Raw genomic sequence first — 26,037 nt, 5'->3', positions numbered from 1 at the left:
CGGCCGGAGGTGGTCAAGCCATCTACCCTGCCGTCTCGCCCACCCTGGCTGCCAGCCCCGTCATTATGAACCAAAGTGAGACGTATGCCCCTTGGACTATAGGAAGGTATGCAGACGCTGGTGGGTGTCATCCTGATCATCCAGCGGCAGGCGACGCTTGCCGCTCAGGTAATGCAGGCTGAACACGTCCAGGTAGGCATCCAGCGCCTGGGACGCCTGAGTGTCACCGGCCAGGTCCAGGCACATGGCAGCCACTTCGGCCGTGCAGAAATGATCGTCGCGCTTGGACCGGCGCAGGCGATAGCGCGACATCTGCTCGGCTTGCAGGCTCAGCACCGGGAAGCGATCCAGATACGGGCTTTTGCGGAACATCTTGCGCGCTTCGGTCCAGGTGGCATCGAGCAGGATGAACAACGGGCGCTTGCCGGGTTCGCGCGCCACCTCGCTGACCACCCGCTCCTGGGCGACGAATTCGCCGGGGAAGACGATATAGGGCTGCCACTGCGGGTCGTCGAGCAGGGCCAGCAGGCGCTCGTCCACCGAGGTGCGCAACCAGCCGAAAGCGCAGGTGTCTTCGATCAGGTCGGCGATCAACCAGCCGGTATTGGTCGGCTTCAATGGCTCGGTGTCATGCATGATCAGACATACGCCAGAGTCGGCCTGCACCTTGGGCTTCCACGCACACAGGCAGTGGGTGGCGATCACCCGGCAGTCGGGGCACCGTTCGGCGCGTGAACCACGGGCGATGAAAGGCTTGTTACTGCGCGCCAGGCGCTCGGCACGCAGGCGTGCTACCGCGTGGCTCATGCTGGCAAGCCTGTGGACGGGTTGTGACTGGACACTGCAGGGACTCGGAAAGACGCAAAGCGCCAGTCTACCAGAGCAGACACCATTTGGCCGTGCAGCGGAGCCAATCGGTCCCTTATAATCGGCGTGATTGGCCACCCTGAACTTGCCTGCGATGCAGCGGGTTTCATGGAACGCCCGCCGTCGGCGCATGTCAAAGCGCCAGTCATCGAACCAGGAGAGATTCATGCTGCGTTTTATCGTCCCGGCCCTGAGCCTGTTGCTCACCCTGCCACTGGCAGCCCAGGCTGCCTCCAAGCAGGAGTTCGAGCTCAACAAGCTGCTGCAGAAGGTCGCCACGGAAAGCAGTGTCGGCACCCCGCGCGCCATCAACGAAGACATTCTCGATCAGGGCTATACCGTTGAAGGCAAGGCGCTGGTCAACCACCTGAGCGTACGCGCCGAGCATGCCGCACGCATGCAGCAAAACCCGGCGCAAGTGCGCAGCCAGTTGGGCGACAGCGTGTGCCGCAACAGTGGTTTCCGTAACCTGATGTCCAAAGGTGCGGTGATGGTCTATCGCTTTACCGTATACAAGACCAACCAGCCAGTCATGGACCAGGCATTCGATGCTGCCAGCTGCACTGCTGGCAACAAGAAGAAGTAACTAGATAACCCGCTCCCCCTCGGCGCGCTGCGGCTCTTCGTCGGCGCGCATCTCGGCCAGCAGCGCCTGCAGGTAGCGGGACTGGCACTCCAGTGCTGCCAGCCGGCGGCGGCACTCGGCCTCCAGACTCACATGGTGATCCTGGGCAGCATGTTCCAGCTGCTGATACAGCTGCCGATCTACCTCGATGACCAAGCGATGCATACCGCCACCTCCCGCATCGACACGTTTCGCTTCTCCAGTTAACCAAACCCTCGCCCGCTCTGGCCGCAGACCGACGAATGGCCGCGAGCATGCCGCCTGCATGATCAGGCGCAAGGGTCTAGATTGATAACGAAGCCCCCAAAACGACAAGATGGACTGACACCCCTGCACCACGGCCTTGAAGGCCTACTGCAATGCTCGGGATGCACACTCGAGTCACGGCAGCCAGCGACACACGCAGTGTCGCGGCCGAGCCACGCCATCGGCCCGGTCAGAGGTTTTGCTGCAGAAGGAGACGTTGAATGCCTTACCAATCGAATGAACAGCTGTTCAATCACTTCAGGGACCACGGCATCGACCTGAGCAAGATCGACCAGCAACTGCAACAGGTCGCGGCGAACAGCCCGAACCTTCCGCTGTACCGCGACATGATGCTCACGGTCTTGCGCATGGCCCATGACGACAGCGACCGCTGGAGCGCCAAGATCACCTTGCAGGCCTTGCGCGAACTGGATCACTCTTTCCGCATGCTCCAGCGCTATCGGGGGCGGCGCAAAGTCACCGTGTTCGGCTCGGCACGCACGCCGGTGGAGCACCCGATGTACGCCCTGGCTCGCGAGCTGGGGGCAACCTTGGCCCGCTCCGAACTGATGGTCATTACCGGGGCCGGCGGCGGCATCATGGCGGCGGCCCACGAAGGTGCCGGCAGTGACCATAGCCTGGGCTTCAACATCACCCTGCCCTTCGAGCAGCACGCCAACGCCACGGTGGATGGCACCGACAAGCTGCTGCCCTTCCACTTCTTCTTCATTCGCAAGCTGTTCTTCGTCAAGGAGGCCGATGCACTGGTGCTCTGCCCCGGCGGCTTCGGCACCCTGGATGAGGCGCTTGAAGTGCTGACGCTGATCCAGACCGGCAAGAGCCCACTGGTGCCGGTGGTACTGCTGGACTCACCAGGAGGCACGTTCTGGCGCGACTGCCTGGCGTTCATCAGCCGCCAGCTCGAAGAAAACCGCTATATCCTGCCCAGCGATCTGAAGCTACTTCGCCTGGTCTACAGCGCCGATGAGGCCGTGGAGGAAATCAATCAGTTCTACAGCAACTACCACTCCAGCCGCTGGCTGAAGAACCAGTTCGTAATCCGTATGCACCATCGGCTCAGCGAGGCCGCGCTGCACGACATCCAGGAGGGGTTTGCCGACTTGCGCCTGAGTGGCCGATATCACCAGCAAGCCGACAGCGGTGCCGAACACGAGGTGGGCAACTTCAGCCATCTGACGCGGCTGACCTTTGCCTTCAATGGCCGAGATCAGGGGCGACTGCGTGAATTGGTCGATTTCATCAACCTGCCGGAAAACTGGGCCAAGCCGGAGCCGATGCATACCACCCAGCGGGCGCGGGAGGCTATGAAGGTCAGTTGAGTGATTAAGCAAATGGCCTCATCGCCGGCAACCGACGATGAGGCCATTTGATTAGAAATCATCCAGGTCCCGGCCACTGAGCAGTCGCCCGATCATGTCCATGGGGAAACCGCGATAGGCAAGGAAGCGGGTCTGCTGGGCGCGACTTCGTGGATCCTGAGGACGTTGCCCGGCGAATTTGCGCTGCCAGGTATCCCGCAACAGTACCGCCCAATCCACTTCGCTTTCACGCAGAGCCTGCTCGATATCACTTCGGTTCAGCCCGCGCTGGCCCAGCTCCTCGCGAATACGCGCAGGACCATAGCCGGCACCGGAACGGTATCGAATGAAACTCTCAAGATAGCGGGCTTCGCTAAGCAGACCTTCCTCTGCGAGCCGATCGAGCGCAGGCTCGATCAGTTCATCCGTGGCACCGCGCTGACGCAACTTGCGCGTCAGCTCGACGCGACCATGCTCGCGGCGCGCGAGCAGGTCCATGGCTGTCCGCCTGACGGCAACGGGGGTGTCGAGTACGGCGGACATGCCAGCAGCTATCAGTAACCGGCGTCGGCGTCAGCCACGTCGTCAGCGTTGGCGTCAGCAGCAGCGGCCTTGCCGGCTTCGGCTACAGCACCGGCCTTGAGCAGTTTTTCGCGGATCTGCTTCTCGATCTCGGCGCCAATGGCCGGGTTCTCTTGCAGGTACTTGGCCGCGTTGGCCTTGCCCTGGCCGATCTTGTTGCCTTGGTAGGCGTACCAGGCACCGGACTTCTCCACCAGGCCTTGGGAAACACCCAGGTCGATGATTTCACCGTTGCGGTAGATACCCTTGCCGTAGAGGATCTGGAACTCGGCCTGACGGAAGGGAGGCGAGACCTTGTTCTTGACGATCTTGACGCGGGTTTCGCTGCCGACCACTTCGTCGCCTTCCTTGACCGCGCCGGTACGACGGATGTCCAGGCGCACCGAAGCGTAGAACTTCAGGGCGTTACCACCGGTGGTGGTTTCCGGGCTGCCGAACATCACGCCAATCTTCATACGGATCTGGTTGATGAAGATGACCAGGCAGTTGGCGTTCTTGATGTTACCGGTGATCTTGCGCAGCGCCTGGGACATCAGACGGGCCTGCAGGCCGACGTGCATGTCGCCCATCTCGCCTTCGATCTCGGCCTTCGGCACCAGTGCAGCCACGGAGTCGACGATGATCACGTCAACGGCGTTGGAACGCACCAGCATGTCGGTGATTTCCAGGGCCTGCTCGCCGGTGTCCGGCTGCGAGACCAGCAGGTCGTCGACGTTGACGCCCAGCTTGCCGGCGTATTCAGGGTCGAGGGCGTGTTCGGCGTCGACGAACGCGCAAGTAGCGCCGTTCTTCTGGGCTTCGGCGATGACCGACAGGGTCAGTGTGGTTTTACCCGAGGATTCCGGGCCGTAGATTTCGACGATACGGCCTTTTGGCAGACCACCGATGCCGAGCGCGATGTCCAGGCCCAGGGAACCGGTGGAAATGGCCGGGATGCCCTGGCGCTCGTGGTCGCCCATGCGCATGACCGCGCCCTTGCCGAATTGGCGTTCGATTTGACCCAGGGCCGCAGCCAAGGCGCGCTTCTTGTTGTCGTCCATTGAAATCCTCACGTGTTCGACTTGGCCCTGACGGCCGGAATACCTGTATAAGTAGCCAGTATTATTCCACAGGCAAGCGCGCGAGCAAACCCCTGTCGACGATTTACTCGGCACCAAGCTGTAACAAGCCGTCTAACGCGGCGATCACCGTCTGTCGGCGCACCGCTTCGCGGTCACCGTCGAAGTGCCGACGTTCGCTGCTGATGTGCCCACCATCGGCCCAGGCGAGCCACACAGTGCCGACCGGTTTGGCCGGCGAACCGCCGTCAGGCCCGGCCACGCCACTGACGGCCACGGCAAAGCGCGCACCGCTGGCGGCCTGGGCACCGCGGGCCATGGCCTCGACTACCTCCTGGCTGACCGCGCCAACCTCGGCGAACAGCGCCTCGGGCACGTTCAGCTGGCGGGTTTTCTGGGCGTTGGAATAGGTCACGTAACCGGCCTCGAACCAGGCCGAGCTGCCGGGCACACGGGTGATGGCTTCAGCGATACCGCCGCCGGTGCAGGATTCGGCAGTGGTTACCTGGGCATTGAAACGGCGCAGGTGTTCGCCGAGACGGGTCGATAGAACGGTGATCGGGTCCATGACAGGCTCCGTGCAGAAACAGGTCATCACCCTATCAGGACCCTGAATGTACGATCAATTGCCGGAGCGGCGCTGCACCAGCAACCACAACGGGTAGTGAACGAACAACACGTAGGCCGCCAGCAGCAGGTACTCGAACACCACCATGTACAGGGCCGCGAAAACCGGAAAGAGCACACGGCTTTCACCAAATATGCGGTATTTGGTGCGGCCTTGGGAGGCATCCAGGTAACTGAAATAGCTGTAGTAAAGCATCACCGCAGCGATCGATAAGATCGAGCAGCACAACAGCACGAAGCGGTGCCGATTCATGGCCAGCAGGGGTTCCGCCGGTCGGGGGCGATGCTGGCGCCAATGCAGTATCAACACCAGGGAAACAATCGGAGCAGCAACCGCTATGTAGTTGGCTATCACCTTCGAGTCGAGTGGAAAGCGTGAAGACCAGGGCCCGACCCTGCCCAAGAGGTGCAGATCGATAAAGCTTTCAAGCCGAGACGAAAACTCACCTACAGGCAAAAGAAACATAAACGCCGCAATGATGAATATGGGCAACAAACTCACCAGCGTGATACGCGCCGGTGCTGATAAACGGGAAAACGTCTTGCTTGTTCGCATGCCTTATCGCTCACTCCCTGCGACGGTTTTTTGCGCCCCTTACCCAGAGCCGCATGAAGCGCCATGTTCCACCAAATGAGCAAACTTTGAAAATCAATCGGCATACAGCTTGCGCACATAATCCTGACAAGCCCGCAACGCAATCAACCCCCGGTCCCCTTCATCGGTAATGGCGATAATTCGTCGAGCATGCGCCGGCTCAAGTCCGGCGCGTACGGTTGCATGATCCACGCCGCTGGCGCCGGCGGTGGCTGGCACTGCGCTGCAGACGGCGCCGCGTTCGACCAGGACCGACAAGCGCAGATCGGCAGTAGCAAGGCGATCACGCAGGCGAGCCTGAGACTGTTGCGCATCATCAAGCTCCTTGAAATGACGGGTTTCACTTTCTTCCAGGCGTTGCTCAACTGCCCGGCGCTGGCCGCGTTCGGCGAGCAGCCGGGCAGCCTCGGCATCAGCCTGTGCTTGCGCAAGCTGCGCCAGTTGCCGCCCGTAGCGCCAGCCCTGTACCTGCCAGGCGAGTGCTGCGAACAGCATCAATAGCAATGCGCCAAGGCCAACGCGCAGTCGGTTCAACACAACACCTCACGCGCCCGAGCCCAGAGCTTGAGACGGTCCTCCAAGCCATTGAGCCCACCATTGATATGGCGCGTAATGCGGTTGAACTCGCCGCGATCCGCCAGGGCATTGAGCCCACGCGAATGCCAGAACCACGCCGCCGACTCGCAGGCCCAGCGCGGCTGCTCGAGCAACTGAGGTTGCGCCAGCAGGCGTTCGTCACCGAACAGCGCGCGGCTGCAGGCCTGATAGTTGTTGCGCCCGGTGACCTGGATCAGGCCGCGCCCGCAGTACAACTGGCCATCGCCATCGGCCTGCGGCGTATTGCCCAGGCGCAAGGCCAGGCTGCCGGTGTCGTAGCGCGCCAGGTAGCGGTCACTGCCCAGTTCCTTCACGTAGCGAAACTGGCCGGACTCATGACCGACCTGGGCGATGAACGCCGCCACCCGCTTGGGGTTGTCGATTTCCCAGCGCGGCAGGCTGGCATTGAGTGCCGAAAGAAAAACGCCCGCAACAGGGCGGGCGTTCGGCAGAATCTGTAGCAATTGCGTTTCAGTGAGCATATCTGGCTCCTTCCCTGTATCGTCCCTCAAGCTTTGATCGCGGCCTGACGGCGGGGCACTGCCCCCTTCGCCTGTACCTTGCCAGCCTTGCCGCCATTGCCCTGCACCGTGGTGCGCCAGCCCGATGCGGTGAACACCTGCTCCACCGAATCGATCTGGTACTGCCCGTCGAGGCCATCGACAAAGCCCTGCAGGTCGATGCTGCGTTCGGCAAACAGGTCGGTACGCCCCGGTAAGTCCAGGCGCACCTGGGCGGTATCGCGGTTGAAGCTGGCCAGACGCGCCTTGGCCGCCTGCTCGGCAGCCGCGCGGTTGGGGTAGAGATGACGGTCGGTATGCACCGGCCGCTGGCCGTCAACAGCCTCCTCGTTAACCAACTCGACAATCTTCGACTCACCACTGGCAGCGTCTTGATGACGGGTGCGCACGGATTTGCGCGCAGCTTTGTCATCCAGCCGGAAATGCCACTGGCTGACCTCGTTGCGGCCGGTACCAACCACGCCCAGGGGCTTGCCGCTGGCGCTCTGCCCGGCCTGACGCGGGAGCACCAGCAGCTGCCCATCGGCGAGCTTGGCGGTGCAATCGTATTGGCGGGCCAGACGTGTGATGAAATTGAAATCCGATTCGTTGTACTGATCGACCCGCGGTATCTGGACGAATACCGGGCAGACCACCTGCCAGCCATTGCGCGCACCGATTTCGGCGACGATGCGCTGCAAAGGCACAGCCTCCCAACTGCCACTGCGAATGGTCCGGCCACTGCCACGCAGATCACTGGCCTTGCCGCGAATCACCAGGGTATCGGGAGGGCCGGACAGTTCGACCTCATCAACGGTGTAACGCCCCAGCCGGGTCAGCGGCTGGTCGGCGTAACCCAGATGCAGCTCGATCAGCGCACCGCGCGCTGGCAACGCCACAGCACCGTCACGGGCGTCGATGCGCAGCTCGAAGTCATCCGATTCCATGCCGGGTTTGTCGGTGGTACGCAGCAGCAAAAGGCGGTCGTTGATCAGCGCAGTGATGTCCTTGCCATCGGCCTGGATGCGAAATACGGGTTGCATGGCATCAGCCCCACAATTGCACGACGTTGGCCGTGACCAGCGCCAGCGTCGGCAAGCGGATCGTCACCCCCGTGCGAAACGGCTGGGCCTCGTCGGCCAGCCCCTGATTGGCTTGCAACACCGCCTCGACGCTGCCGTCGAGGTGCCCGTAATAGTGATGGCAGAGAGTATCGAGCACATCCCCCTCAGACGTTTTGCAGGTCTTGTCCATAGCTGACGAACTCCAGTGAGAACCCTTGTTTTCGGGGAATGCCGCCGGCCAGCAAGGCGCCCTGCTCTTCCTCGATGCTGGTCAGGCACCAGGTGCCGAGCACTTCGCCGTAACCTGTGGTCAGCGACAGCGGCAGCAGCTGCCGGCCGATGCCGCGTAGCGCCTGCAATTGGCCCAATCCGCCCTTGAAACCTGGGAAGATGGCGCCACGGATGCTGATGCTTTCTTCGCCCAGGCTCACCGCCTGCTGGGCGTTTGCGCGGTTCAAGCGTTCTTGCCCGGCCCAGCGAAAACGCGTTTGCCGGCGCAGCTGGTCGAAGGCAGCGGTGTCGAGGTTGAAGTAATAGGGCGCAGCATTGGCCTTCAGTGGCTGCAGTACCAGCAGGTGCGGGAAGGGCTTGATCGCTTCTGCCGCTGGGGTGACCTGCGGTGCGAAGCCGAAGGTCGAGAGCACACCGCTGGCGACCGAACGCACATCGCCGATCACCCGCCGAATGGCCGCCCCGGCCTTGCCCAGGTGCTCGGCGAAAGCATCGACGCGGTCGCGCACCTTACGCACCACGTCGAGGGTCTGGTCGTACTTGGCAATCACCTTGTCGACGCGCTGCGTCGCCGAGTCAATGGCGCGCATCGTGCGTTGCAGGCGCCTGCCGATTTCCGGGCCGATCCATGGCAGGGCTTCGAGCTCGCTGGCCGCCTCCCTGGCATGGCCGACCGCCTGGTTCATCGGGTCGAGCATGGCGTCGGCACGCCGACGCCCCTCCTCGCCCGCCTTGACCAGTGCATGCAAGCCGCCTTGCAACTGTTCCAGGTAGGTCATGGGTCCTCCTCATGGCTGTGGTTGATCGGCCATCTGCACCGAGCGCGCTTGACGCATCAGGTCGTCGAGCACGCGGCGGGCGATGGCTTCCAGTTGTTGCAGGGTGGTCGGGTCGTCGAAGCTGTTGTTGAAGGTCACCGGCATGTTGGCGGTGAAGGTGAACTGCTGGTCGAAAGTGGGCGTTGTGACTGCCTGCGAGGGATGCGCTGATACAGAGGGCGGCGGCGCGGGCTGACTGGCAGCCTCCCTGTTCGAACCAGGTTCATCGTTGCCGGTAATGGCGGCCACCGTGTGCCCCAGCCAACCACCCGCAGACTCGCCGCCCATGCCGCCCAGCACGCCACCGATCAGGCCACCGATGGCAGTACCGATCACGGGCACCACCGAACCGATCGCAGCACCGGCTGCGGCACCTGCCAATGTCCCGCCCAGCCCCCCAGCAGCGCTGCTGTAGCCCTCCAGCTTCTGGGCGGATGTGCCAGCGCTGTTGTAGGTGTCCACCATCTGCACGGATGCATCGAGCAACGCAGCACCCGGCACTTTCTTAAGCAATTTGCCAATACCGGGTAACAGCGTGCCTGCACCTTCAGGAAGCAGCGAAGACAAGCCTTGAGCTTCGAGCAGCGCCGTTTCAGGCATCTGCCCTATAGATGACGGCGCAGTCACTGCATCACCCTGCTTTGTGGCAGCAGGCGTACTCCGAGGCTGTGGATTAACTGGCTGGGTTGCCCAATTGAACAGACCACCGCCTGCCATTTGTCCCAAGGCCTCCCCTAGGTAAGCACCGCCTGCAGCGCCGTGCTTTCTGGCGAATCTGCTCTTGGTCAGCTTGGGCAGTACACCGCCCAGCACTCGCCCACCGACCTCGCCGAGCGCAGCACCGACGCCTTGGGCCTTTTCCTCACCTGTCGCGCCCTCGACCAGCGCCTTGCCCACCTTGCCCAGAGCATCGACGCGGCGCGCCTGCCAATCCTTGCCGGCGACCCTGGCGATCCTTCGCTGAGTGTTGTGGGGTTGGCGCCGCACGATTGCGCGAGCGACACGGCGGCCAGCCAATGCAGTCAATCCAAGCACGGCGGCGGCCGCCGCGCCTCTGGTCAAAGCCCGTTGCGGTGACACCTGCGCTGGCGCGTCGGGCTGGCCAGCGCCTGACGCAGTGGTACCGCCAGGCGTCGCCTCCGCCTCCGAGTGGGCGCTGGCGTCCTGGGCCACCCAGCCATACAGCTTGCCTGCGACGAGCTTGCCGAACACCTCACCGAGGTAGGCACCGGCCTTGCCGCCATGCTGTCTGGCCATCCGGCTGGTGGTCAGCCTGGTGAGTACCGACCCCAGCACACGGCCGCCGATTTCTCCGACCGCAGCGCCAGCGCCTTGCGCCTTTTCCTCACCCGTCTCGCCTTCGACCAGCGCCTTGCCGAGCTTGCCAATGGCATCGACGCGATGCGCCTGCCATTCCTTGCCGGCTACCCTGGCGATCCTTCGCTGGGTGTTGCGAGGTTGGCGCTGCACGACTGAACGGCCGACACGGCGGCCCACCAACGCGGTCAGTCCCAGCCCTGCAGCCACCAGCGCGCCTCTGGCCAGAGAGACCTTGAACTCAGGCGAAGCTGCCTTGGCCGGCACGCCAGCGTCTGGTTGCTGATTTGCCGCAGTGCTGTGCTGCTCCGTTGTCACAGAGTTCGAAGTGCGGAAAGTCTTGAGCTCCAATCCTGCCTTGAACGGCTGCAACCGTGCCAACCCGGCGATTACGCGGTCGAGCATCTGGTAGTGCTGACGCAAACGCTCGACAGCCTCGGCCTCATCTCCCACCCGGGCGATCTGGACTTCGTGTTGCTGCTCCTGATCAAGCGCCAGCTGGCGTTCGACCTGGCGTAACTTGTCAAGCTCCGACCCCAGTCTGATCACTTCGCCGATCAGCCGGCCCAGCCGGGTGCCGTCGGCCTGCCTGCGCAGACGTTCGACATCCCGGCGCAACTGCTCGATGGCAAGGCCCAGGGGGTTGATGACGGTGACGCCGAGCCCGAGGGTGAACACTTGTGTGTTCGCCATAGGTTCCTCCTTGTCACGGCGCGAGCCACCAGACCATGTCGCTGTACGACATGGTCATGATTTCGCTCGCGGAAAAATTCAGCTCCTTGGCCAACCGCTTGGCGGCGGCCTTCTGCCGGACCGGGTCAAAGTTCGTCGTCCTGCACCAGGCGAAAATAGCCGCTTTGCAGGCGGCCATAATCTTTCAAGGCGAGGCCTTCGAGGTCCTTGATGCCGACTTCGGCCAGCGACGCGAACAGGTTCAGCTCGCGCTGCTCGTCATTTGCCGCGCCGCCGGCCTGGGCATTGCGTATATCGCGCACTGTCGGCGTCCGCAGTGACAGGCTGTCGACCTGCACGCCATTGGCTTCGCTGGGGCGCGACAGGCGCACGGTGACGCGGTCGGCACTGAGGGTCAGCCATTGCGGCTGCTTTTTCGCTTGAGCCATGATCGCCTCCTTACAGGCCAAGCGCAGCACGCTGGGCGGCCAGTTGGTCGACGCCGTCGATCACGCGCTTCATGCCCAGGGCGTCGATTTCATAGATCAGGCGGCCATCGACTTCGAGCTTGTAGTAGGTCAGGCCAACGCTGTGCTTGATCTCGGCCTTGTCGCCGGACTTCCAGTCGCCCATGTCGATTTCCTTCAGGGTGCCACGCAGGGTGACCACCACCGGGTTGATCTTGCCCTTGAGGCCCTTGAAGGCGCCGCGGAAGGTGCCGTTGAAACCGGTGCCATCGGCCAGGCCGAAGAATTTCAGCGCTTCACGGCGCACGCCTGTGGTGGTAAAGGCCGCTTCCTGTTTCTCCATACCCAGGTCCATCTCGACCGGCATGTCCATGCCGCCGGGGCGGTGTTCTTCCATCTTCAGGGTGAGTTTGGGCAGGGTCAGGCTGGGCACATCGCCCTGGAAGCTGACGCCGTCGACGAACAGGTTCAGGTTGGCCAGGGTTTCGGGAATCATTGCCATGTAGATGCGCTCCTTAAGCGGCGGAATCGAGGACTTCGGTCAGCCACTGGTTAGTGACTTCAACGCGGAAATTAGGGTTTTCGGCAGGCGGTACGTCGGTGAAGCGGATGTTCCAGTACACCTTGCCCTGCTCGAGCTGGCTGGCCGTGTTCAGATCCGGGTCGGCGAAGACCTCGAAGTTGATGATCGCGCCCTGGTTCTTCAGGTCGCGCATGAAGGCTTGCAAGCCTTCGGTGACGTCCTTGACGTAGGTGGCGGTGATGGCGCGGTCGACAGCCCACTTGTGGCCGTAGAGGATCGCGTCCATGACGATGTCCATGGTCCGCACGCGGGTGACGAAGGCCCATTTCGGGTCACTGGACAGAGTGCGGTTGCCCCACAGGCGGAAGCCGTCGTCGCGGATGATGGTGGCGATGTTGGCGTTGTTCAGCAGGTTGGCGCGGCAGCTGTCGTCGCCGTCGAGGAACTCAACCGGGCGGGTGGTGCCGGTGATGCCGACGAATTCCTTGTTCGACGGCGAGGCCCAGAAGCCGTATTCGCTGTCGGTCCAGGCGAACAGGCCGGCGACCCAGGCCGAGCCCGGCGCATCGACGGTGGCCTCCTCGCCGTTGTCCCAGTACTGCACACCCGGATCGACCAGGAAGGCGCGCTTGGCACCGAAGTTCTTGGCGTAGTCGAGGGCCGCCTCGTCGGTGGTATTTGGGCCGTCGATAATGGCAATGCCGCGCAGTTTGTCGGCCAGGGCTACCAGTGCGGTGCCCACTGCTTGGGTGGCGCTGTGACGTGGTGCGGCCAGCAGGCGCGGTTGGGCATTGAAACGGCTCTTGCCGTCGAGCAGCGCCTGCAGGCCGGTGCGTTTGCCATCGGCCTGAACGCTGCCGATGATCGCGGCGGTTTGCTCGGCGGCATCTTCGAGCTTGGCTACACCGCAGGCTACGATGACCGCCTTGGCGCGGGTGTAGATGGCCCGGCAGGCCTTGGTGATGGCGGCGTTTTCGCCGAAGGCGGCGACGGCTTCGCGCTCGCTGGTGATCAGAACAAGGTCGTTGGCCTTGGCCGTGACGCCAGCGCCTTCGGTGAAGGTGTCGACCAGGCCGATGATCGAGGAAGAAGGCAGCGCGATGCTGCGGGCACCGGTGTCGACGTTGGTTACGGTGACGCCGTGGAAGAATCCACTCATGTAGGTTTACTCCAGATATGAAAAGGCCCCGCGGTGCAGGGCTATGTGGTACAGCGGAAAAAGAAAACGCCCCGTCAGTGCGGGGCGTTTCAGGGTTGTTCAGCGAGCCAGGCCGGGTCTACGGGTCGCTGCCCTTCAATGGGGAAGCCGGGGGACTGGGGCCAGTCGCGCAGTTTCTGGATATACCGCATCAGCTCCACAAATCGCTCCTGGGTCAAGGTGGTAGGCCGGGACAGCTCTTGCTCGTCACGGTGCCGGTCACGCACGGCGCAGGCCTTTAACAACATGTCATCACGCCAAGCACGCTCGACCGCGCATTGCTGTTCGAAACCCAAGCCAGGCGCATCAGCAACCACCGGACGGCCCTTGTGATCAGGAACGATGACGCGCCCTTGACTAGGAGCTTCCATCAGCCGGCCATATTCATCGGTACTGACCTCGCAAACATCGGGCGGCATATCAGCCCCGTGAGTCGCCCGATCGTAAAAACCACGGGTTGTCGCTGAATAAAAATACATGGTTTCTCCTTATTTCCCCCAAGCCTTCCAATACACGTTCTGCGAACCACCTTCTCCGGGCAATGCACACTCGATACGAATAACCGAGGTGGTAATAGGCGCCCCCCCGAGCCGGCCCGCTTTACCGCCAAGGCCGATGGAATACTGGCAAACCACGCCATAACATTGCGTGGGGAAAGTAGTCGGCAAGGTGATGTCCAGGGTTCCGTTAGCAGGCACTTGCGCCGTCCCCCATTGCTCGATGTATCCGGTAGGTAGTTTTTGATGACCACCCGCCGTCAAGGCACTGGCAAAGCCAGAACTGGAATTAAGCAAGGCGCTGCCGCCGATCAGCATCCAGCCGCTGGAAGTCGCCATAACCTCCAGCGCATCGCCTATGCCAATAGGCACCGAGGCGGTCAGACCTGGGCCGCTCACCGTGATAACACCGGTACCGTAGTTCACGAACCGAACCGAGGCACCGACGGCGAATGCTGCTGTCGCGGGCAGAGTTATTGCGTAGCCCGAGCCACTGAGACTCAACAACTTACCGGCATCTGCTGGAACCACCGTATAGGCCGCATTTATGCCTCGCTGGCCGCTGAAGCTACCCAGCGCCCGCTGAACAAACTCTGTGGTTGCCAGTGCACCGCGGGCATCGAACTGCGCCTGGGTAGTCCAGTTCGCGCCACGCATCACGTAGGAGTATTTGAGCAGTACTGACCCGCCGATCAGGTACCACAAGTTGGTGCCATTGCGGATGAACTCAGCGGTGTCACCCTGAGCCAGAGCGATATTGCCCGGCGCACTGATCGCGCCAATCGAGTCACCGCTTGCCGCAGTCACAGTGAGCGTGCCCTGGGAGCAAAGGACCGTTACGGTTACGCCCGGCGTGATGTCTCCGCCTGTCGGAAGTGTTGCGACCAGCGGATTAGTCGGATGTCCGAAAGCGACCAACTTGCCGCAATCTGCCGGGGTCAGGGTCGTCGATACGGGGTAGTTCACGTAACCGCCGTACTCCACCCCCATCCGCTTGAGAAACTCGGCGTTGACCACTTTCTGCGTCGAGTCGAACTGCGGCGGCGTAGGCGCCGTCGGCGTGCCTGTGAAGGCCGGCGACATAAGACGGGCGAAACCGTCGGTAATGTCACGGAAGGTCAGCGCCGTGGTGCCCAATACAATCGGGGCATCGGTAATCAACTGCCAGATCGTATCGGCTTGGATCGCGCCCTGCTCAACCGCCACCACCAACCCTGGCGTTACCTCGGCGCTGGTGTCCGCATCGGAAGTACGCGACCAAGCACCAGCTGCCACGACATACAAACCGTTTTCCTTACCTTCGGTTTGGTTCTTGACCAGGACCCGATCCCCCGCCGCAAGCACAACACCGTCGACCGTCCGCAGCCCCGACAGGGTGATATTGGCCGTGGTGGCCGCGCGTACCGACTCCTTGTTGTCCAGCTTGCTGATTTCCTCAATAAGCCGGCTGTCGACGTACTCACGCGTGGCCAGCACCACCGCCGGATCAATCTTCAGCTGCACGTTACTGGCACTACTGACCACCAGGTTCATCCGCACCACCTGGGTACGTCCCGAGCCCTGGCTCAACAACGGTTTATAGGTCGGCGCACAGTTGGCCACAGCCACCATGTCACCGTCGGCGTCATAAAGCGCGATCTCGCGGATCCACTTACCGCCGACATCCGCCGGAATGACCTGCTCGGCAATGATGATCGCGCTGTTCTTGTCATCCACCTTCAGCTGGTTCAACGGCGCGCGGCGCCATTCGTTGATCAGGCTGGTCTGGGTGGCATTGGGGGTGGGGTCGCTGCCGTTGGCATCGCCAACCCCCATCTGGGTGATTTTCCAGGCAATGCCCAAGGCATCGGCATTGGCCTGTTTCGCCGCCCCCACATTGGTGAGGATGGCGTAGAACTGAGAAGTCTGGTCAACCATGTGCAATGTCCAAGGTATCGATTGTATGTTCGCGGCCACCGCGGCCTATGACGCCCATGACCTCGATGTCACGGGGCGTCAGCGGGTAGATGTCCAGTTCGTCGCCGTCCTGGATCGCGCAGCCGACATGAAGGGCGCCACGGCTTTCCAGGCTGATCACCAGGCCGGTCAGGTGGCGGCTGACTGGCCGGGCGTCGTCGATCAGCGATGACAGTTCCTGATAGGTGCTTTCACTGATACCGGCATCGGAGACGCCGATCTTCAAAGCGAAGGTGCCCGCCGGTGCGGGCGGTGTGGCTTGCCACCATTCCTGCACCTCGATCAGGTAGCCGAACGGTTCCACCACCCGCCTGAGCGCACCGAGAGTGCCTTTGTGGGCGTGAACGAAGAACGCCGAGCGGATCACCGAACGCTTGATCTCGTCGCTCCAGCTGTCTTCCCAGCGGTCCACCGACCAGGCCCAGGCCAGGTGATAAAGCAGGTGCGCCGGGCAGCTGTCGGGGCTGTAGAGCCGGCGCAGGCTGACTTTCAGGTCCTCGTCAGCCGCCACTTCGATGGCCCGCTCCAGCGCTGTACGGTTGAGCGGCAACAAGCTCTGCATGTCAGCCACCCCGCTTCAAGGTGAAGCCGCTGCACCAGGCCGCCTGCGCCTTGCTCGGGCGAATGTCGGCCCAGCCGCTCAACTCGACCCGGCTGACACCATCGATATGCAGCTGGGCATCGATGCCCGAGCGGGCCACTTCCACGCCCAGCCGACGCCGTGGATTGATCCAGGCTTCTAGACGACGCTGGCATTCGGCGAGGATCGCCTCGTACTCAGGACCGCTGTCGGCCAGGTACAGCACGGCCTCGATGCGATAGGGCAGGATTTCGGCACTGCGCACATTGACCCGGTCGGCCACCGGGCGGATGTCGTCGTCATTGAGGTACGCGGCCACCTGCGCCAGCAGCTCGGCGCTGGCCTGGCCATCGCCCTCCAGGCCCAGCACGGTGACATCCACCACAGCCGGCGACGGGCTCTCGGCGGTGGCGTCAGCCACTTGCCCCGAAGCGTTGCGGGCATGCAGGATGTAACTGTTGCGTGGACCAGCTGTGGTCAGCCCTTCATAGACCAGTTGTACCCGCTCACGCAGGGCATCGTCCGACTCCAGCAAGGCCTCGACGGGCGGGACGCTGGCCAGGTCCTCGGCCTGGATCACCAGGCGCTGCAGGCTGACGTTGGCGGCCAGTTGGTCCAGGTCACTGCCCTGCGCGTAGGCCAGCAGCAGCGCCTTGGCGGCGTCATTGATACGCGCCCGGTTGAGCAGCTTGCGGTAGGCACCGACCTCAAGCAGTTTGGTGACCGGGTCACTCTCCAGATTTGCATTCCAGGCGTCGCCCAGGTATTCGCGGAAGGTGCCCAGATCGGCCTGATACAGGGCTTCATAGTCGAGGTCCTCCAACAGCTGGGGAGCTGGCAGTTTCGACAGGTCGACCTGGCTCATACACTCACCTCCAGCAACGCTTCATCGCCCAGGTAGCGACCACTCAAGGCCAGGCTGACCTGGCCGTCGAGCACGGCGACGACCTTGACCCGCTCTAGTTGCAAACGTGGTTCCCAGCGGCCCAGTGCGCGAGCCACTTCGGCCTGCACGGCACTCTTCCAGCCTTCGTTGACCGGCAAATCGACGAAGCGCCGCAACTGGCTGCCGTAGTCCGGGCGCATGCGCCGGCTGCCCAGCGGTGTGGTGAGGATGTCTTCGATGGACTGGCGCACATGATCGATGCCGGTAAGCGGCTGGCCGCTGCGGCGGTCCATGCCGATCATGGTGCACCGCCCTGTTCATGGGTATGCATGGCACTCTCCTGATATGAAGAAGCCCGCATCGGCGGGCTTCATTCAATGTTTGTGGTTGGCCGTGTTGCCGGCGGTATCGATGATCCGCCCACCGCCGTTGATGTCGCCGCTGACTTGCAGTGGGCCGTCGACCGTGACCTTGCCAGTGAGGTTGATCGCTACCGCCTTGAGGTTGATTGCGCCCTCGTTGACCTGCACGGTGCTGGCGCCGACCTGAATCGTCGCGCTGCCGCCAGGCAGCTGGATGTCGTAGTGGCTGGCCTGCCAGTCATAGCTGAGCGAACCGCCATCGGCGAAACGCCAGACCTCGGCATGCTCGCGGTTATCCGCCGCACTGCCGGCGTTGCCATAGAGACCTGGCAGGAAGGTGCCCTGGGCCGGCTCGCCACTGGGGCTGAGCAGCACGCCCTGCTCGCCCAAGCTCGGTGCACGCCAGTGCCGGGCCTGGCCAGCAGCCTGGGCGTGCCAGCGCAACCAGGCGCTGGTCCAGCCACTGCCGTCGGACACTCGCACCCGGGCGGCGGCAAGGTCCACTGCCACCACCCTGCAAGGAATGATCAGGCATGCGAGCATGCGGTCGTGCATGGCGCTCACGTAGCTCATGCCAAGTCCTCCGGGGCGATGTAATGCGCTTCGTTGCCCAAGCCGGTATCGGGTGCGAAGCCCAGCACCAGGCTACCGGGTGGCTGGTCCGGCCAGTTCCATCGGGCCTCGCCAAGCAGCACCGGCTGGTCCCAACGCACGGTCCATGCGCTGCCTTCGAACTGCGCCTGCACGTTGCGGCTGGCTTCGACGAAATCCAGTGCCCAATGCTGCTGACGCAGCAGGTCCATCAGTTGTGCAGCGAGCAGGCTGCCCTGCAGCCGCGCTTCGGGGTTGGCGCTGTCGGCGGTGATGTCCGCCTCGAAGGTGGCGATCAACACCGAGCGACCATCGCGCGGAGCTGCATCTGCCGTCATCTGCACGATGCCATGGCGCAGCGCCGGTCGCTCCGGGGCATTTCCTACAGCTGTATAGGCATCGACCGAGGCCAGTTCCGGCATCGCCTCACGAATGGTTGCGGTCACGGCCGCATGCAAGGTGGCCAATTCGCTCATGCATATTCTCCTTATCGCTCGTCCGCTTCCGTGGTTTCGCGCAAGCCCAGGCGCCGGATCGCCCAACGTTCGTAAAGGCGCATGGCGACATCGGCGCCGCCAACTGCAGTCATGCAGCCCAATGCACTGGCCGCCCAGATCGACAGGCCGCCGGCATACAGCAGCATCACCGTCGACACGCCGCAGACCATGCAGGCCCCGGAGCGCAGCGCCAGCCGTCGCAGCAGCGACCAGCCCGTGGCCCCGGCCTTGTCGGCCCGCCACATCTCGCCGCTCAGGCCGCCCAGCAATGCCAGGACGATTACCAGCCAGAGCGGCATCTCCAGTAACGCTTGTTGCTCGTTCGTCACTGTCCTGTCTCCTGTGTAATGCCTGTTGGCGGGGCCAACAGACGGGTTGTGGGTACTCTGCATATTTCAAAAGCCTCGGCATTCCAAAAAGCCCGGCTCGCCAGGCTTTTCAGTAATGCGTTGTCGAACCGCCGGCCACGACTGGTGACGCCGTGCGGTTCCGCTACAAATTGGTGACTCCGACCGCGGCCGCCTGCCCGCCGGATAACTGTTCGCGGTGCTTTACGCTGCACACCCGGGCCAGTTGCCAACCCTCTGGACAGTTGAGGCCTGTCCATCGCTGCCTGTGTAACAACCGGTTTCCGTCCGGCTTGAGACACAGGCTATGCATTCATGCATATGCAGTCAATGCATTTCTTCAAATTTCTATGCGTTTATTTTTACTTATATGCATGCAGGCCATGCACTACCTGGCTTGTAGGTATTTTCTGCAAGCAAAAAAAAACCCGCCGAAGCGGGTTTCTTGGAGAGAGATCGTCAGCGAGCGTACATGCCCCACCAGAACACATGCCCGAGCAGGCTGATCTGCTCGTCCTGCATCTGCTGGAAGCTGTAGTCCTCATCGGGGTGTTCATCGCGGTTGAAGCTGCGCAGGCGGATGCCGGTAGGCAGGCGGTAGACCTGCTTCACGCGCAGCTGGCCGTTATGGTTGATGGCATAGAGGTCGCCATCAATGATGTCGCCGATCGAGCATTTGCCGGTGTTCACACCCACCGTCGCACCATCGCGCAATACCGGCAGCATGCTATTGCCGCGCACGGTCACACACTTGGCCTGGTCGAACTGCACGCCATTGTGGCGCAGGCTGCGCTTGCCGAAACGCAGGCGCGCACGCTCGCTCTCTTCGATGACGAATCTTCCTGATCCAGCTGCCAATTCGACCTCGCGAAGGAAAGGTACCGACACCTCGTCATCCTCGACGGGGGTTTCATCGTCCCACAGGCTGATGTCGCTGAGGTCGGCATGGCCGTGGGCCGGCAGCGCCGCTTCGCGCGACTCGCCAAGCTCGGCACGCCCGCGCAACTGCTCGGTGCTCACACCGAAGTAGTCGGCTATCTTCGACACGTGCTTATCGGAAGGGTCGACGATCTTGCCGCTGAGAATTCGCGACAAGGTGGATTGAGGGACGCCCGTGCGCCGGTGCAGCTCCGTCGGGGACAGGCCGTGGCGGTCGAGCAGTTCTCTGAGTACGGTGGCTACGTTGCGTTTTTGCATAGCGTGCATAATGCAGCCATGCGCCGGCAAATGCAATGCGCCTGACTGCGCGCTCACGCCCCATGGCCTGCGCCTGCATCTGGTTGAAAAAGCCTGTACCATTGCCGGTTTGATAATCGCCAACCAGATCACCCGCTGTAAGGCCCTGAATGTCTGATCTTTCCGCACACACACCAATGATGCAGCAGTACTGGAAGCTGAAAAACCAGCACCCGGACCAGCTGATGTTCTACCGCATGGGCGACTTCTACGAGATCTTCTACGAAGATGCGAAGAAAGCCGCAAAACTGCTGGACATCACCCTGACCGCGCGCGGTCAGTCGGCCGGCCAGTCGATCCCCATGTGCGGCATTCCGTTCCATTCGTTGGAGGGCTACCTGGCCAAGCTGGTCAAGCTTGGTGAGTCAGTGGTGATCTGCGAACAGATCGGCGACCCGGCCACCAGCAAGGGTCCGGTGGAACGCCAGGTGGTGCGCATCATCACCCCCGGCACGGTCAGTGACGAGGCCCTGCTCGACGAGCGCCGCGACAACCTGATCGCCGCCCTGCTCGGTGACGAACGCCTGTTCGGCCTGGCGGTGCTGGACATCACCAGCGGCAACTTCAGCGTGCAAGAGATCAAAGGCTGGGAAAACCTGCTGGCCGAACTCGAGCGCCTGAACCCGGTGGAGCTGCTGATCCCCGACGACTGGCCGCGTGACCTGCCGGCCGAGAAGCGCCCCGGTGCACGTCGCCGCGCGCCGTGGGACTTCGACCGCGATTCGGCGCGCAAGGCCCTGTGCCAGCAGTTCGCAACCAAGGACCTCAAGGGCTTTGGCTGCGACAAGCTGACCCTGGCCATCGGTGCCGCCGGCTGCCTGCTGACTTACGCCAAGGAAACCCAGCGCACGGCCCTGCCGCACCTGCGCAGCCTGCGCCACGAACGTCTGGACGACACGGTCATCCTTGACGGCGCCAGCCGCCGTAACCTGGAACTGGACGTCAACCTGGCCGGCGGTCGCGACAACACGCTGCAATCGGTAATCGACCGCTGCCAGACCGCCATGGCCAGCCGCCTGTTGACCCGTTGGCTGAACCGCCCGCTGCGCGACCCCAAGGTGCTGCAGGCACGCCAAGACTCGATACGCTGCCTGCTCGACGGCTACCGCTTCGAAAAGCTGCAACCGCAGCTCAAGGAAATCGGCGATATCGAGCGGATCCTCGCCCGTATCGGCCTGCGCAATGCCCGCCCGCGTGACCTGGCGCGCCTGCGCGACGCCCTTGGCGCCCTGCCCGAGCTGCAGAACGCCATGAGCGAGCTGGAGGCGCCGCACCTGGCACGCCTGGCGGCCATCACCGGTACCTACCCGGAGCTGGCGAGCCTGCTGGAACGTGCCGTCATCGACAACCCGCCGGCGGTGATTCGCGATGGCGGTGTGCTTAAGGCCGGTTACGACAGCGAGCTGGACGAGCTGCTGGCGATCAGTGAGAACGCCGGCCAGTTCCTCATCGACCTCGAAACCCGCGAGAAGGCCCGTACCGGCCTTGCCAACCTCAAGGTCGGTTACAACCGTGTGCACGGCTACTTCATCGAGCTGCCGACCAAGCAGGCCGAGCAGGCACCGGGCGACTACATCCGCCGCCAGACCCTCAAGGGTGCCGAGCGCTTCATCACGCCCGAACTCAAGGCTTTCGAGGACAAAGCGCTGTCGGCCAAGAGCCGCGCCCTGGCGCGCGAGAAGATGCTCTATGACGCGCTGCTGGAAACCCTCATCAGCCACCTGGCTCCGCTGCAGGACAGCGCCGCCGCGCTGGCCGAAATCGACGTGCTCAGCAACCTTACCGAGCGCGCGCTGAACCTCGACCTGAACTGCCCGCGCTTCACCGACGAGCCGTGCCTGCGCATCGAGCAAGGCCGCCACCCGGTGGTCGAGCAGGTACTGACCACGCCGTTCGTGGCCAACGACCTGGGCCTGGACAACAGCACGCGCATGCTGATCATCACCGGCCCGAACATGGGTGGTAAGTCTACCTACATGCGTCAGACCGCCCTGATCGTGCTGATGGCGCACATCGGCAGCTTCGTCCCGGCCGCCAGCTGCGAACTGTCGCTGGTCGACCGCATCTTCACCCGTATCGGTTCCAGCGACGATCTGGCCGGCGGGCGTTCGACCTTCATGGTCGAGATGAGCGAAACCGCCAATATCCTGCACAACGCCACCGACCGCAGCCTGGTGCTGATGGACGAAGTCGGCCGCGGCACCAGCACCTTCGACGGTCTGTCGCTGGCCTGGGCCGCCGCCGAGCGCCTGGCCCAGCTGCGTGCCTACACCCTCTTCGCCACCCACTACTTCGAGCTGACCGTGCTGCCGGAGAGTGAACCGCTGGTGGCCAACGTGCACCTGAACGCCACCGAGCACAATGAACGTATCGTTTTCCTGCACCACGTGCTGCCTGGCCCGGCAAGCCAAAGCTACGGCCTGGCCGTGGCGCAGCTGGCGGGCGTGCCAGCGCCAGTGATCCTGCGCGCACGCGAGCACCTGGGCCGGCTGGAAACCACCAGCCTGCCCCATGAAGCACCGGCGATGCAAAAGGCCAAGGACGAGCCGCATGTCCCGCACCAGAGCGACCTGTTCGCCAGCCTGCCACACCCTGCCATCGAGAAGCTGGGCAAGCTGGACCTGGATGACATGACCCCGCGTCAAGCTATCGAAATGCTATATCAACTAAAGAACCTGTTATAACGGCGCCCACTACAAGCTGGTAGAATCCGCCGCGGTTTGCTGGTGCTGCAGGTTATTAGCCTGGCCTGCAGCCACATGCCCGTAAGCCGCGCGGCCCTGAGAGGAAGGGCCGCCGCCGTTGCCTGAGGAGAGAACTAGAAATGACCTTCGTCGTCACCGACAACTGCATCAAATGCAAATACACCGACTGCGTGGAAGTCTGTCCGGTGGACTGCTTCTACGAAGGCCCGAACTTCCTGGTGATTCACCCGGACGAGTGCATCGACTGTGCACTGTGCGAGCCAGAGTGCCCGGCCCAGGCGATCTTCTCGGAAGACGAGATTCCCGCTGGCATGGAAAACTTCATCGAGCTCAACGCCGAGCTGGCGGAAGTCTGGCCGAACATCACCGAGCGTAAGGACGCCCTGCCCGACGCTGAAGAGTGGGACGGCAAGCCCGGCAAGATCGCCGACCTGGAGCGCTAAGCGCCCAGACACGAAAAAGGCCCGCAACGGGCCTTTTTCATTTTCTACGGGCAAAAAAAAGGGGCGGTTTGACCCGCCCACATTTTTTCCGTAGTCCCTGCTTGTCCCAAACATCATCCTGATGAAATCGCATCTTGCGATGTCCTTGGCCTTCTCCCTGAAAGCCTGTGCATGTCCGTGTGCACAGTTCGAATACTAGCGAGTTCCCTGAGCCAGGCAACTGCGAGATCTCTCAGCATGTTACTGGGGACATATTTCCACACAGCTAAAAAATACTTATTTTTCAGATAGTTGCGAAAAAACCATACCTGAAAACGACTTTGATTTACTGGTAGTTACACAGATGGCTTACAGAAAGAGTAAGCAAAGGCTTACACGCTATGCATCAGGGGTAGCGCCGTACACATTCCTCGGCTCCAGAATTTTATTGGCGACGAGGCCGGAACCGTCTGCATTCCGGAAACAAAAACGCCCCGAGGTCATCGGGGCGTTTGCATACGGTAAAGCCAGGCTTACTGGAACAGCGACTCGCTGGAAAGCCCGTTCTTCTCGAGGATCTCGCGCAGGCGCTTGAGCCCCTCCACCTGGATCTGCCGCACGCGTTCGCGGGTCAGGCCGATCTCCAGGCCAACATCTTCCAAGGTGCTGCTTTCATGCCCACGCAGGCCAAAGCGGCGAACCACTACCTCCCGCTGCTTGTCGGTCAGCTCACCCAGCCACTGATCGATGCTCAGCGACAAGTCGTCATCCTGCAGCAGTTCGCAAGGATCGGTCGGGCGATCGTCGGTCAGGGTGTCAAGCAGAGTCTTGTCCGAGTCCGGGCCGAGCGACACGTCCACCGAAGAAACACGTTCGTTCAGGCCCAGCATGCGCTTGACCTCGGCGACCGGTTTTTCCAGCAGGGTGGCGATTTCTTCAGGCGACGGTTCGTGGTCGAGCTTCTGGGTCAGTTCCCGCGCGGCACGCAGGTAGACGTTGAGTTCCTTGACCACGTGGATTGGCAGACGAATAGTGCGGGTCTGGTTCATGATCGCCCGCTCGATGGTCTGGCGGATCCACCAGGTCGCGTAGGTCGAGAAGCGGAAACCACGCTCCGGATCGAACTTCTCCACTGCGCGGATCAACCCCAGGTTGCCCTCCTCGATCAAGTCGAGCAGCGACAGGCCACGGTTGACGTAACGGCGAGCGATTTTCACCACCAAGCGCAGGTTGCTTTCGATCATGCGCTTGCGACCGGCAGGGTCACCCTTTTGCGACAGGCGCGCAAAGTGGACTTCCTCTTCCGGCGAGAGCAGAGGCGAAAATCCGATCTCGTTGAGATACAGCTGGGTGGCATCGAGCGCCCGGCTGTAATCGATGTACTTGTGTTGCTTGAGCGAAGAGCCCGACTTCGCTCTGGTCCGAACCGAAGGTACAGCAGGTTCGTCTGACACCACATCCGTTTCCAAAACGATGCCCGTCTCCATGAGGAGGACGTCATCGTCGATGTCAAACTCCGGCGCTTCTTTACTGAGAGCCATTGTTATAGTCCTTTGCTGAGTTCGAACTCAGACTCTTGCGGCGCCTGTCTCCCTGGCAACGCAGGAGCCTGTCCCCTCTACATCCAAGGAACAGGCCGGGGTACAACGATCAACGGCGTGGCAGGAACTGGAGCGGATCGACGGGTTTGCCCTGGCGGCGAATCTCGAAATGCAGCTTCACCCGATCAGTGCCCGTAGACCCCATTTCAGCAATCGACTGCCCTGCCTTGACCTGCTGCCCCTCCCGAACCAACAGCCTGCGGTTGTGACCGTAGGCACTGACGTAGGTGTCGCTGTGCTTGATGATGATCAGTTCGCCGTAGCCCCTCAAGCCACTCCCGGCGTAGACCACCGCACCATCAGACGCAGCAAAAACAGGCTGTCCCAAATCACCGGCGATATCAATGCCTTTATTCAAACTACCGTTTGAAGCGAATTTTCCAATCAGCACGCCGTTGGCGGGCCACGCCCAGTTACCCACCGCCCGCTCTGCGGCGGGCACCGTGGTAACCACCGGGCCAGGCGTGGCGGGCGTTGTTGGCGTCGACTTTCCGCCGTTTTGCGCAGGAGTGACAGGTGTTCCGGCAGGGCGACGAATGACCGTTGTCTTGCTCGACGAGGACGGGCTGGAGACCACGGTGCTGCTGGTGGAACCACTGTTGAAACGGATCGCCTGGCCAGGGCGGATGGTGTACGGGGCGGCAATACCGTTGCGCGCAGCCAGCTCCTTGTAGTCCCAGCCATAGCGGAACGCGATGGAGAACAGCGTATCGCCAGGCTTGACGACGTACTGCCCCGAGGTCACTGCCGGGCGCTTGGGCGCAGCCGAGTTGCGGTCGACCACACGTGCACCGCTGGAGCCTGTGCTGGAGCAGCCTGTCAGCAGGGTGCCCATGGCCAGAGCAATCACCAGAAGCTTGAAAACCGACCGATCCTTGCGCTGCCGAATGACTGTGTGCCCCACCCGCGCTCCCCTCATGGTGCCGAAAATCGATAAGACGATATGAAATGCAATATTGTTGCAATTATAACCAAGCCAAGCGGCATTGGCAGGGCCCAGGCCCCGCCAGATAGACAGAGCCATGGTGCAAGAATTCGTTGCTGCTGCAAA

30 protein-coding genes are annotated in these 26,037 nt (G+C 62.4%); 4 read left to right on the top strand and 26 right to left on the bottom strand.

Translation table 11 applies throughout. The features are described 5' to 3' along the window. Window positions 1-96 precede the first annotated feature (96 nt). Window positions 97-807, bottom strand: coding sequence for a tRNA-uridine aminocarboxypropyltransferase (locus APH28_RS13645; protein ID WP_060510134.1), 711 nt, complete (start codon window positions 805-807; stop codon window positions 97-99). Between the two features lie 226 nt (window positions 808-1,033). Between APH28_RS13645 and APH28_RS13640 the strand changes: the two genes are divergently transcribed. Next, window positions 1,034-1,453, top strand: a complete 420-nt coding sequence (locus tag APH28_RS13640; RefSeq protein ID WP_060510132.1) for a quorum-sensing-regulated virulence factor family protein — start codon at window positions 1,034-1,036, stop codon at window positions 1,451-1,453. Here the strand turns inward: APH28_RS13640 and APH28_RS13635 are convergent, their stop codons facing one another. After that, window positions 1,454-1,657 carry a hypothetical protein gene (locus tag APH28_RS13635; protein WP_060510130.1) on the bottom strand — a complete coding sequence of 68 codons (204 nt, stop codon included), beginning with the start codon at window positions 1,655-1,657 and terminating at the stop codon, window positions 1,454-1,456. A 302-nt stretch (window positions 1,658-1,959) separates the two neighbouring features. Here APH28_RS13635 and APH28_RS13630 point away from each other — a divergent pair, with 302 nt between their 5' ends. Continuing rightward, a complete protein-coding gene (locus APH28_RS13630) occupies window positions 1,960-3,078 on the top strand; it encodes an LOG family protein (protein WP_060510129.1) in 1,119 nt (372 codons plus the stop codon). A 51-nt stretch (window positions 3,079-3,129) separates the two neighbouring features. On the opposite strand, the gene recX is transcribed toward APH28_RS13630, so the two are convergent. From recX to APH28_RS13520, 22 genes are all read right to left on the bottom strand, one after another. Continuing rightward, on the bottom strand, window positions 3,130-3,600 hold the full coding sequence (recX, locus tag APH28_RS13625) for a recombination regulator RecX (RefSeq protein ID WP_060510127.1): 471 nt from the start codon (window positions 3,598-3,600) through the stop codon (window positions 3,130-3,132). 11 nt (window positions 3,601-3,611) lie between these two features. Beyond that, on the bottom strand, window positions 3,612-4,679 hold the full coding sequence (gene recA, locus APH28_RS13620) for a recombinase RecA (protein ID WP_027919991.1): 1,068 nt from the start codon (window positions 4,677-4,679) through the stop codon (window positions 3,612-3,614). A gap of 103 nt (window positions 4,680-4,782) precedes the next feature. After that, complete coding sequence (locus APH28_RS13615; RefSeq protein WP_060510125.1) at window positions 4,783-5,265, bottom strand: CinA family protein; 483 nt, start codon at window positions 5,263-5,265, stop codon at window positions 4,783-4,785. 54 nt (window positions 5,266-5,319) lie between these two features. Beyond that, entirely contained in the window at window positions 5,320-5,880 is a 561-nt protein-coding gene (locus APH28_RS28600; RefSeq protein ID WP_156340884.1) for a hypothetical protein, read from the bottom strand. A 93-nt stretch (window positions 5,881-5,973) separates the two neighbouring features. Next, complete coding sequence (locus tag APH28_RS28085) at window positions 5,974-6,453, bottom strand: lysis system i-spanin subunit Rz (RefSeq protein WP_256249364.1); 480 nt, start codon at window positions 6,451-6,453, stop codon at window positions 5,974-5,976. Next, window positions 6,450-6,998, bottom strand: coding sequence for a glycoside hydrolase family 19 protein (locus tag APH28_RS13600; RefSeq protein WP_060510119.1), 549 nt, complete (start codon window positions 6,996-6,998; stop codon window positions 6,450-6,452). Before APH28_RS13600 ends, APH28_RS28085 begins: the two co-directional genes overlap by 4 nt. Window positions 6,999-7,024: 26 nt before the next feature. Further along, window positions 7,025-8,059, bottom strand: coding sequence for a phage late control D family protein (locus APH28_RS13595; protein WP_060510117.1), 1,035 nt, complete (start codon window positions 8,057-8,059; stop codon window positions 7,025-7,027). 4 nt (window positions 8,060-8,063) lie between these two features. Continuing rightward, complete coding sequence (locus tag APH28_RS13590; protein WP_060510116.1) at window positions 8,064-8,270, bottom strand: tail protein X; 207 nt, start codon at window positions 8,268-8,270, stop codon at window positions 8,064-8,066. Continuing rightward, complete coding sequence (locus tag APH28_RS13585; RefSeq protein ID WP_060510114.1) at window positions 8,245-9,090, bottom strand: phage tail protein; 846 nt, start codon at window positions 9,088-9,090, stop codon at window positions 8,245-8,247. Before APH28_RS13585 ends, APH28_RS13590 begins: the two co-directional genes overlap by 26 nt. A gap of 9 nt (window positions 9,091-9,099) precedes the next feature. After that, the gene (locus tag APH28_RS13580; protein WP_060510111.1) at window positions 9,100-11,139 is read right to left on the bottom strand and encodes a hypothetical protein; all 2,040 of its coding nucleotides are present in this window, start codon (window positions 11,137-11,139) and stop codon (window positions 9,100-9,102) included. Window positions 11,140-11,264: 125 nt separating this feature from the next. Beyond that, complete coding sequence (locus APH28_RS13575) at window positions 11,265-11,567, bottom strand: phage tail assembly protein (protein WP_060510109.1); 303 nt, start codon at window positions 11,565-11,567, stop codon at window positions 11,265-11,267. 10 nt (window positions 11,568-11,577) lie between these two features. Then, a complete protein-coding gene (locus tag APH28_RS13570) occupies window positions 11,578-12,087 on the bottom strand; it encodes a phage major tail tube protein (protein WP_060510107.1) in 510 nt (169 codons plus the stop codon). 13 nt (window positions 12,088-12,100) lie between these two features. Next, entirely contained in the window at window positions 12,101-13,267 is a 1,167-nt protein-coding gene (locus APH28_RS13565; protein ID WP_060510105.1) for a phage tail sheath family protein, read from the bottom strand. Window positions 13,268-13,356: 89 nt separating this feature from the next. Next, window positions 13,357-13,785: a phage tail assembly chaperone gene (locus tag APH28_RS13560; protein WP_060510103.1), complete on the bottom strand. Its 429-nt coding sequence runs from the start codon at window positions 13,783-13,785 to the stop codon at window positions 13,357-13,359. 9 nt (window positions 13,786-13,794) lie between these two features. Then, window positions 13,795-15,720 carry a phage tail protein gene (locus APH28_RS13555; RefSeq protein WP_060510101.1) on the bottom strand — a complete coding sequence of 642 codons (1,926 nt, stop codon included), beginning with the start codon at window positions 15,718-15,720 and terminating at the stop codon, window positions 13,795-13,797. Next, window positions 15,713-16,321 carry a phage tail protein I gene (locus tag APH28_RS13550; RefSeq protein WP_060510099.1) on the bottom strand — a complete coding sequence of 203 codons (609 nt, stop codon included), beginning with the start codon at window positions 16,319-16,321 and terminating at the stop codon, window positions 15,713-15,715. Before APH28_RS13550 ends, APH28_RS13555 begins: the two co-directional genes overlap by 8 nt. Window position 16,322: 1 nt before the next feature. After that, window positions 16,323-17,204, bottom strand: a complete 882-nt coding sequence (locus APH28_RS13545) for a baseplate J/gp47 family protein (RefSeq protein ID WP_060510097.1) — start codon at window positions 17,202-17,204, stop codon at window positions 16,323-16,325. Then, window positions 17,201-17,527, bottom strand: a complete 327-nt coding sequence (locus APH28_RS13540) for a GPW/gp25 family protein (RefSeq protein ID WP_060510095.1) — start codon at window positions 17,525-17,527, stop codon at window positions 17,201-17,203. Before APH28_RS13540 ends, APH28_RS13545 begins: the two co-directional genes overlap by 4 nt. A 72-nt stretch (window positions 17,528-17,599) precedes the next feature. Continuing rightward, the gene (locus APH28_RS13535) at window positions 17,600-18,160 is read right to left on the bottom strand and encodes a phage baseplate assembly protein V (protein WP_060510093.1); all 561 of its coding nucleotides are present in this window, start codon (window positions 18,158-18,160) and stop codon (window positions 17,600-17,602) included. Continuing rightward, complete coding sequence (locus tag APH28_RS13530) at window positions 18,157-18,654, bottom strand: hypothetical protein (protein ID WP_060510090.1); 498 nt, start codon at window positions 18,652-18,654, stop codon at window positions 18,157-18,159. Before APH28_RS13530 ends, APH28_RS13535 begins: the two co-directional genes overlap by 4 nt. 11 nt (window positions 18,655-18,665) lie before the next feature. Continuing rightward, window positions 18,666-19,004, bottom strand: coding sequence for a phage holin family protein (locus tag APH28_RS13525; protein WP_060510088.1), 339 nt, complete (start codon window positions 19,002-19,004; stop codon window positions 18,666-18,668). A gap of 477 nt (window positions 19,005-19,481) precedes the next feature. Beyond that, window positions 19,482-20,219: an XRE family transcriptional regulator gene (locus tag APH28_RS13520; protein WP_060510294.1), complete on the bottom strand. Its 738-nt coding sequence runs from the start codon at window positions 20,217-20,219 to the stop codon at window positions 19,482-19,484. A 149-nt stretch (window positions 20,220-20,368) separates the two neighbouring features. Between APH28_RS13520 and mutS the strand changes: the two genes are divergently transcribed. Together mutS and fdxA are read left to right on the top strand one after the other, a co-directional pair. Next, window positions 20,369-22,942: a DNA mismatch repair protein MutS gene (gene mutS / locus APH28_RS13515; protein ID WP_060510086.1), complete on the top strand. Its 2,574-nt coding sequence runs from the start codon at window positions 20,369-20,371 to the stop codon at window positions 22,940-22,942. A gap of 140 nt (window positions 22,943-23,082) precedes the next feature. Further along, window positions 23,083-23,406, top strand: a complete 324-nt coding sequence (fdxA, locus tag APH28_RS13510) for a ferredoxin FdxA (RefSeq protein WP_060510084.1) — start codon at window positions 23,083-23,085, stop codon at window positions 23,404-23,406. A gap of 512 nt (window positions 23,407-23,918) precedes the next feature. Here fdxA and rpoS read toward each other — a convergent pair. Then, the gene (rpoS, locus tag APH28_RS13505; RefSeq protein WP_060510082.1) at window positions 23,919-24,926 is read right to left on the bottom strand and encodes an RNA polymerase sigma factor RpoS; all 1,008 of its coding nucleotides are present in this window, start codon (window positions 24,924-24,926) and stop codon (window positions 23,919-23,921) included. Between the two features lie 109 nt (window positions 24,927-25,035). Continuing rightward, on the bottom strand, window positions 25,036-25,890 hold the full coding sequence (locus APH28_RS13500; RefSeq protein WP_060510292.1) for a peptidoglycan DD-metalloendopeptidase family protein: 855 nt from the start codon (window positions 25,888-25,890) through the stop codon (window positions 25,036-25,038). Between the last annotated feature and the right edge of the window lie 147 nt (window positions 25,891-26,037).

It is taken from the genome of Pseudomonas sp. NBRC 111124, assembly GCF_001320245.1.
GTDB lineage: Bacteria > Pseudomonadota > Gammaproteobacteria > Pseudomonadales > Pseudomonadaceae > Aquipseudomonas.
The sequence above is the reverse complement of the archived record's forward strand: the minus strand, read 5'-3'. Positions and strand labels throughout refer to the sequence as shown.